9 protein-coding genes are annotated in these 6,639 nt (G+C 37.9%); all 9 read left to right on the top strand.

Annotated features, from left to right (window positions below):
- Window positions 1-53: 53 nt before the first annotated feature.
- Entirely contained in the window at window positions 54-962 is a 909-nt protein-coding gene (gene fmt, locus RQ763_RS08345) for a methionyl-tRNA formyltransferase (protein WP_314152328.1), read from the top strand.
- Window positions 943-1,578: a biotin--[acetyl-CoA-carboxylase] ligase gene (locus tag RQ763_RS08350; protein ID WP_314152329.1), complete on the top strand. Its 636-nt coding sequence runs from the start codon at window positions 943-945 to the stop codon at window positions 1,576-1,578. Before fmt ends, RQ763_RS08350 begins: the two co-directional genes overlap by 20 nt.
- Window positions 1,575-2,360 carry an AAA family ATPase gene (locus RQ763_RS08355; protein WP_314152331.1) on the top strand — a complete coding sequence of 262 codons (786 nt, stop codon included), beginning with the start codon at window positions 1,575-1,577 and terminating at the stop codon, window positions 2,358-2,360. Before RQ763_RS08350 ends, RQ763_RS08355 begins: the two co-directional genes overlap by 4 nt.
- A complete protein-coding gene (locus RQ763_RS08360; RefSeq protein WP_314152332.1) occupies window positions 2,357-3,208 on the top strand; it encodes a ParB/RepB/Spo0J family partition protein in 852 nt (283 codons plus the stop codon). The genes RQ763_RS08355 and RQ763_RS08360 overlap by 4 nt, the downstream gene beginning before the upstream one ends.
- Window positions 3,209-3,438: 230 nt before the next feature.
- Window positions 3,439-3,861, top strand: coding sequence for a FoF1 ATP synthase subunit B' (locus RQ763_RS08365; protein WP_314152333.1), 423 nt, complete (start codon window positions 3,439-3,441; stop codon window positions 3,859-3,861).
- Window positions 3,862-3,870: 9 nt separating this feature from the next.
- Window positions 3,871-4,389 carry a F0F1 ATP synthase subunit B gene (locus RQ763_RS08370; protein WP_314152334.1) on the top strand — a complete coding sequence of 173 codons (519 nt, stop codon included), beginning with the start codon at window positions 3,871-3,873 and terminating at the stop codon, window positions 4,387-4,389.
- Window position 4,390: 1 nt separating this feature from the next.
- Window positions 4,391-4,924 (top strand): F0F1 ATP synthase subunit delta, encoded by a 534-nt coding sequence (locus tag RQ763_RS08375; RefSeq protein WP_314152336.1) that lies wholly within the window; start codon window positions 4,391-4,393, stop codon window positions 4,922-4,924.
- A 23-nt stretch (window positions 4,925-4,947) separates the two neighbouring features.
- Window positions 4,948-6,465: a F0F1 ATP synthase subunit alpha gene (atpA, locus tag RQ763_RS08380; RefSeq protein ID WP_314152337.1), complete on the top strand. Its 1,518-nt coding sequence runs from the start codon at window positions 4,948-4,950 to the stop codon at window positions 6,463-6,465.
- Between the two features lie 10 nt (window positions 6,466-6,475).
- On the top strand, window positions 6,476-6,639 hold a 164-nt coding region (locus tag RQ763_RS08385; protein WP_314152338.1), incomplete at its 3' end, for a F0F1 ATP synthase subunit gamma.

The following is a 6,639-nucleotide window of genomic DNA, read 5'->3' on the forward strand; positions in this document are numbered from 1 at the left end:
ACTGAATATAATCTGGACTTTGTTCGGGTTATATGAGATTTGTAGGAGAAGTGATGAAAATAATTTTTATGGGAACACCTGAGTATGCCGCGCGGATTTTAGAAAAAATTCTAGCTACAAAAGAGATGGAAGTTGTTGCCGTTTATACCCAGCCTGACAAGCCAGTGGGACGAAAAAAAGTTCTCACTCCTCCCGTTGTTAAGACTATAGCACTGCAAAACAATATTAGCATTTATCAGCCGAATCGATTAAGAGATGAGAGCGCGATTAAAGAGCTTAGAGAACTTGATTGTGACTATATTGTTGTTGCAGCGTACGGTCAGATACTTCCGCGTGAGATACTAGAACACGCACCTTGTATAAATCTTCATGCTTCAATATTGCCGCAATACAGAGGAGCAAGCCCAATACAGCAAACTCTTTTAAACGGAGATAGCAAAACAGGCATAACTGCCATGCTTATGGATGAGGGGCTTGATACCGGAGATATTATTAAAATCAAAGAGATTGATGTCGGCGAAGATGAGATGGCTGAGTCGCTCTTTGATAGACTTACGGACGCCGCATGTGAACTTACTATTGACGTGCTAGAGAACTTTAATAAATACACACCCATAAAACAGGATGACGCGCAATCCTCACACTGCATAAAAATTACAAAACAAGATGGTGAAGTCACGTTTGAAGATGCGCAGACTCTCTTTAACAAGTATCGTGCATTTACGCCTTGGCCGGGCATCTACCTCGCCTCTGGACTCAAACTTAAGAAGATAGAGTTGGTTGAAAAAGAGAGTGAGAATAAGAGCGGAAAAATTCTGAAAATAGAAAAAGAGTCTATCGTACTCGGATGTAAAAAGGGCAGTATTAGAGTCTACAGAGTACAGCCTGAATCAAAAAATGAGATGGATGTTCTCTCTTATATAAACGGAAAAAGGGTAGGGGTTGCAGATACTCTATCTTGAGAGTGTAGACTCAACGCAAAAATATCTCAAAGAGCTGATCCATGAGGGCAAAATTTCTCTCCCTTATGCCGTAGTCGCAAACTCTCAAACAGCAGGAGTCGGAAGCAGAGAAAACTCTTGGATTGGAGTTACGGATAATCTCTTTTTATCTTTTGCCATTTCACTGGAGCAACTGCCAAAAGATCTGAAACTTGAATCCGCATCTATATATTTTTCTTATATTTTAAAAGAGACGCTTAAAGAGTTTGGTTCAGAAGTTTGGCTTAAGTGGCCCAATGATTTTTATGTAAAAAATCAAAAAGTCGGCGGAATGATTACAAATCTGCTCAAAGAGAGCTTGGTTTGCGGTGTAGGGTTAAATATAGCAAAAGCACCGGATAATTTTACAAAGCTAGATGTGGATATACACAGAGATGAGCTTATAAAAAGCTATTTTATAAATATTGAAAAAAAGAGTTCATGGAAGCAAGTTTTTAGTAAATATAAGTTAGAATTTTACAGAAATCAAAACTTTCATACACATAGTAAAAATTTAAGAATTTCTTTAGAGGGTGCGTCACTGCAGAGTGATGGGGCAGTTGTAGTCAACGGCGAGAGGATATATAGTCTAAGATGAGTGAAGTAATCGTAATTGCAAATCAAAAGGGCGGTGTTGGCAAAACAACTACCGCAGTAAACTTAGCTGCCTCACTTGCAGTTGCAGAAAAAAAAGTGCTTTTGATTGACTCAGACCCTCAGGCTAATGCTACTACCTCTTTGGGATTTCACAGAAACGATTATGAATTCAATTTATATCATGTACTTATCGGAACAAAAAAACTAAAAGATATTATACTAAAATCAGAACTTCCGACTCTTCATCTGGCGCCCTCAAATATCGGGCTTGTAGGAATAGAGAAAGAGTATTATGATGCGCAAAATTCAAAGGGGCGTGAGCTTGTTTTGAAAAAAGCGATAGCGAACGTCTTAAAAGATTATGACTATATTATAATTGATTCTCCTCCGGCACTTGGACCGATGACCATAAATGCGCTCTCGGCTTCAAACTCCGTTATCATCCCTATCCAGTGTGAGTTTTTTGCACTTGAGGGTTTGGCACAGCTTTTAAATACTGTGAAACTTGTAAGAAAATCAATAAATCAAAAACTAAGTATTAAAGGTTTTTTACCTACGATGTTCAGCGCGCAAAACAACCTCTCAAAGCAGGTTTTTGCAGATTTAAAGCAGCATTTTGACAGCAAGCTTTTTAAAGATGAGAGCGGAGAGATTATAGTGGTTCCGCGAAATGTAAAACTTGCAGAATCACCATCATTCGGTAAGCCTGCAATACTTTATGATGTGAAATCAGCAGGTTCTATCGCGTACCAAAATTTAGCACAAGCGATTATGCAAATATGAAGTCACAAAAATTAGGCAGAGGGTTAGGGGCGCTTTTAGGCGAGATAGATGAGGCTTATGAAAACGAGGTTTCTCAAAAAGATTCGATTGTAGAGATTCCTCTAAAAGATATAAGACCAAATCCGTTTCAACCGAGAAAACATTTTGAAGAGAGTTCTCTTTATGAGCTTAGCGAATCTATAAAAAATGACGGACTGCTACAGCCGATAGTTGTAACAGAGGATGTTGACGGGTATGTTTTAATAGCTGGAGAGAGAAGGCTTCGTGCATCAAAACTGGCAAAGTTAAAAACAATTCGTGCGATTATTTTAAATAGCGACGAACAGAAGATGAGACAATTTGCACTCATAGAAAATATCCAAAGAGACGAGCTAAACTCTATCGAACTTGCGCATGCCTACGGCGAGCTTATCAAGCTTCATGAAATTACACAAGAAGAGCTCTCTACTAAAATACACAAAAGCAGAACACACATCACTAACACTATAAGACTTTTACAACTTTCACATAAAACTCAAAGAGCACTTATAGAGAAGAAGATAAGCACGGGTCATGCAAAGGTTTTGGTTGGACTTGATGAGAAGCAGCAGCAGCTGATTGTAAACTCAATAATCGGGCAAAAATTGAGCGTAAGAGAAGTTGAAGTAACTATAAAAAGCATGAAAAACCAAAAAACTGACAGTTCTGAGAAAGCAACGACCCCTTCGTATAACTTTAAAGAGATCAAAGAGAAACTTTTAGAGCTTGGTTTTAAAAGCAAAAGTTCAAACAAAAGCCTCACAATAGATTTTGACTCTAAAGAGCAAGTAGAAGAGTTTTCAAACTTTCTTATTAATGTTACGCACTAAAACGAACGCGTCCGTTTTAGTGGCAGGGACTAAAGTCCCTACAACCCCCTAAAGCTATAAAAAACTTTGTTTTTCAAGAATTACAAAGAGTTCCGCCAATTCAAGTCGTCATAAACTCAAATAAATTTAAAATATTTTATAAAAAATATAAAAAAAGTTTAAATTTTTTATTACTTTAACAATTCTTTTAATTTTAACATAGTATAATCACGCAACTTTTAGGAGGTGCTATGTTAGATATAAATCCGATACTACTCGTAGCTACATTAATCGTGTTTCTTACGCTTATAGCCGTACTAAACAGTTGGCTTTACAATCCATTATTCGCTTATATGAGTAAAAGAGATGAAGACATCAAAAAAGACCTTGAAAAAATAGGTTCAAACGATGAGGAAATCAAAGAACTTGAAGCAAAAGCGCAATCTATAATTGTAAATGCAAAACTGGAAGCCGCGGCCTTAAGAGAGAAGGTTATTACGGATGCTAAAGAGTTAGCAGAGAGTAAGTTAGAAGCAAAACGTGCTGAACTAGCTAGTCAGTACTTAGAGTTTGAGCAGTTACTCGCTAAAACTCGCGAACAGTTAAGCGGTGATTTAAAATCACAGATTCCGCTGTTCAAAGAAGCTGTAAAAGCTAAATTTAGTCAAATATAAGGATGTAATGTGAGTAGAATTTTAGTATTTATGCTAATGATATCAACCTATGCATTGGCATCCAGTGGCAGTGCAGAAAACGCAGGAACAGACATAGTACAAAGAACGGTAAACTTTTTACTGTTTGCAGCTCTTATCTGGTATCTTGTTGCTGAACCTGTAAAAAACTATTTTTCATCAAGAAGTCAGTCAATTGCCGATGAGATGAAAAAAGTGCAAGAGAAGTTAAGAGAGACGGCAGCTCTGAAAAAAGATGCTTTAGCTAAAATTACAGCGGCTGAGAAATTCACACAGGATTTGGCAGTTAGTTCAAAAAAAGAGAATAAAATTATCAATGATAATATTATGTCTCAATGTGATGCTGATGTTGAAAATATGGCGAAGCAACAAGCTATTTTAATAGAGTTTGAGCAAAGAAAAATGGTTCGAAGTGTTGTCGAAGAGACGCTTAAAGAAGTTCTTGCTCAAAGTGATGAGAGCTTTGATAAAGAAGCGATGGCAAATGTTATCTTAAAGAAGGTGGCATAGCATGGAAGAGTTAATTGCAAAAAGATATATAAAAGCTCTTAAAAAGAGCTCCAGTGCAGAGAAGATGCAAGAGACATCTGCTATATTTTCTATTTTAGCTGAAGCATTTAAAAATGAAAAGTTTATTCAAATCATCAACAATCCTGATATTGACAAAAATCAAAAATCAGCGATTTTGTTGGATGCGGTTAAATCTGCAGAATCGAAAGATGTTGAGAATTTAATTAAACTTCTCGCTGAGCACAATCGAATTGGCATTATTCCTGCAATAGCGGAAGTAATGAGAAAAGATATAGCTGTTACGACAAAAAACTATACTGGAGTTATATATAGCGACAGTGAGGTTGATGCGAAGGTCATAGAAGACCTAAGCAATGGGTTAAGCAGTAAGTTTGATTCAAAAATATCTTTAAAGTTTGAGAAAAGCAGCTTTAACGGAATAAAAGTAGATGTTGAAGATTTAGGTATTGAGATTAGTTTCTCAAAATCAAGAATTAACAGTCAAATTATAGAACATATTGCAAAAGCAATTTAACTTTCAACGAGAGGAGACGTGTAGTGGTAGCAAAAATTCAGGCTGATGAAATCAGCTCAATAATAAAAGAGCGTATCGATAACTTTGAACTAAGTGTTGATATCAATGAGACAGGCAAAATCGTTTCATATGCTGATGGCGTTGCGCAAGTTTACGGACTTAGCAATGTTATGGCTGGTGAGATGGTAGAGTTCGAAGAGGGAACTAGAGGTTTGGTTATGAACCTTGAGGAGAGCACCGTAGGTGTTGTTATTCTTGGAGGAGGAACAATGTTGAAAGAGGGCATGTCTGTAAAAAGACTAGGTCGTCTTCTTCGTGTTCCTGTTGGCGACGCGCTTCTTGGGCGTGTTGTTAATGCTCTAGGTGAGCCGATTGATGGAAAAGGTCCAATTGAGACAACTGAAACTCGTTTCGTTGAGGAAAAAGCACCTGGTATTATGGATAGAAAATCTGTTCATGAGCCACTAGCAACAGGTATCAAAGCTATTGATGCGCTTGTTCCAATCGGAAGAGGTCAAAGAGAGCTTATCATCGGTGACCGTCAAACTGGTAAAACAACAATCGCATTAGACGCTATTATCAATCAAAAAGGTAACGGTGTTGTTTGTATTTATGTTGCAGTTGGTCAAAAAGAGTCAACTGTTGCACAAATCATTCGTCGTTTAGAAGATCATGGTGCACTAGAGTACACTATTATCGTTTCTGCAACGGCAGCTGAGGCGGCAGCACTTCAATTCTTGGCTCCATATACTGGTGTTACTATGGGTGAATATTTCCGTGATAACGCTAGACATGGTCTGATTGTATATGATGATTTAAGTAAACATGCAGTTGCTTACCGTGAGATGTCACTTATTCTTCGTCGCCCTCCAGGCCGTGAAGCATATCCTGGTGACGTTTTCTATATCCACTCTCGTCTTTTAGAGAGAGCTGCAAAAGTTTCTGACGAAAGAGGCGCTGGTTCATTAACTGCTCTTCCTATTATTGAGACACAGGCGGGTGATGTTTCGGCGTATATTCCTACTAACGTTATCTCTATTACTGATGGTCAGATTTTTCTTGAGACTGAACTATTCAACTCGGGTGTTCGTCCAGCGATTAACGTTGGTCTTTCTGTTTCTCGTGTTGGTGGAGCTGCTCAGATTAAAGCTACTAAGCAAGTTGCCGGTACGTTAAGACTTGACCTTGCTCAGTATCGTGAGTTACAAGCATTTGCACAATTTGCATCTGACCTTGATGAGACATCTCGTAAGCAGCTAGAGCGTGGACAGAGAATGGTTGAAGTTCTTAAGCAGCCTCCTTTTTCTCCACTATCTGTTGAGAAGCAAGTTCTAATTATATTTGCTGGAAATGAAGGTTTCTTGGATGACATGGATCCTTCAAACGTTGTTCGTTTTGAAGCAGAGTTGTATCCATTTGTTGAAGCATCATATCCTCAAATATTTGAGAGTATCAGAAGTACTTCTAAAGTAGATGATGACACTAAAGCACTAATGTTGAAAGCACTTGAAGAGTTCAAAGCTAACTTCATAGTAGCGTAAGGAAAACTTTATGGCAAACTTGAAAGATATTCAAAGACAGATTAAGAGTGTTACTAACACTCAAAAGACGACTCGCGCAATGAAGCTTGTATCAACTGCAAAGCTTCGTCGTGCAGAAGAGCTTGCAAAACGCTCACGTCTTTATGCTGCAAAAATGAATCAGGTACTTGCCGA

The sequence above is a fragment of the Sulfurimonas sp. genome, from assembly GCF_032250635.1.
Lineage (GTDB): Bacteria > Campylobacterota > Campylobacteria > Campylobacterales > Sulfurimonadaceae > Sulfurimonas.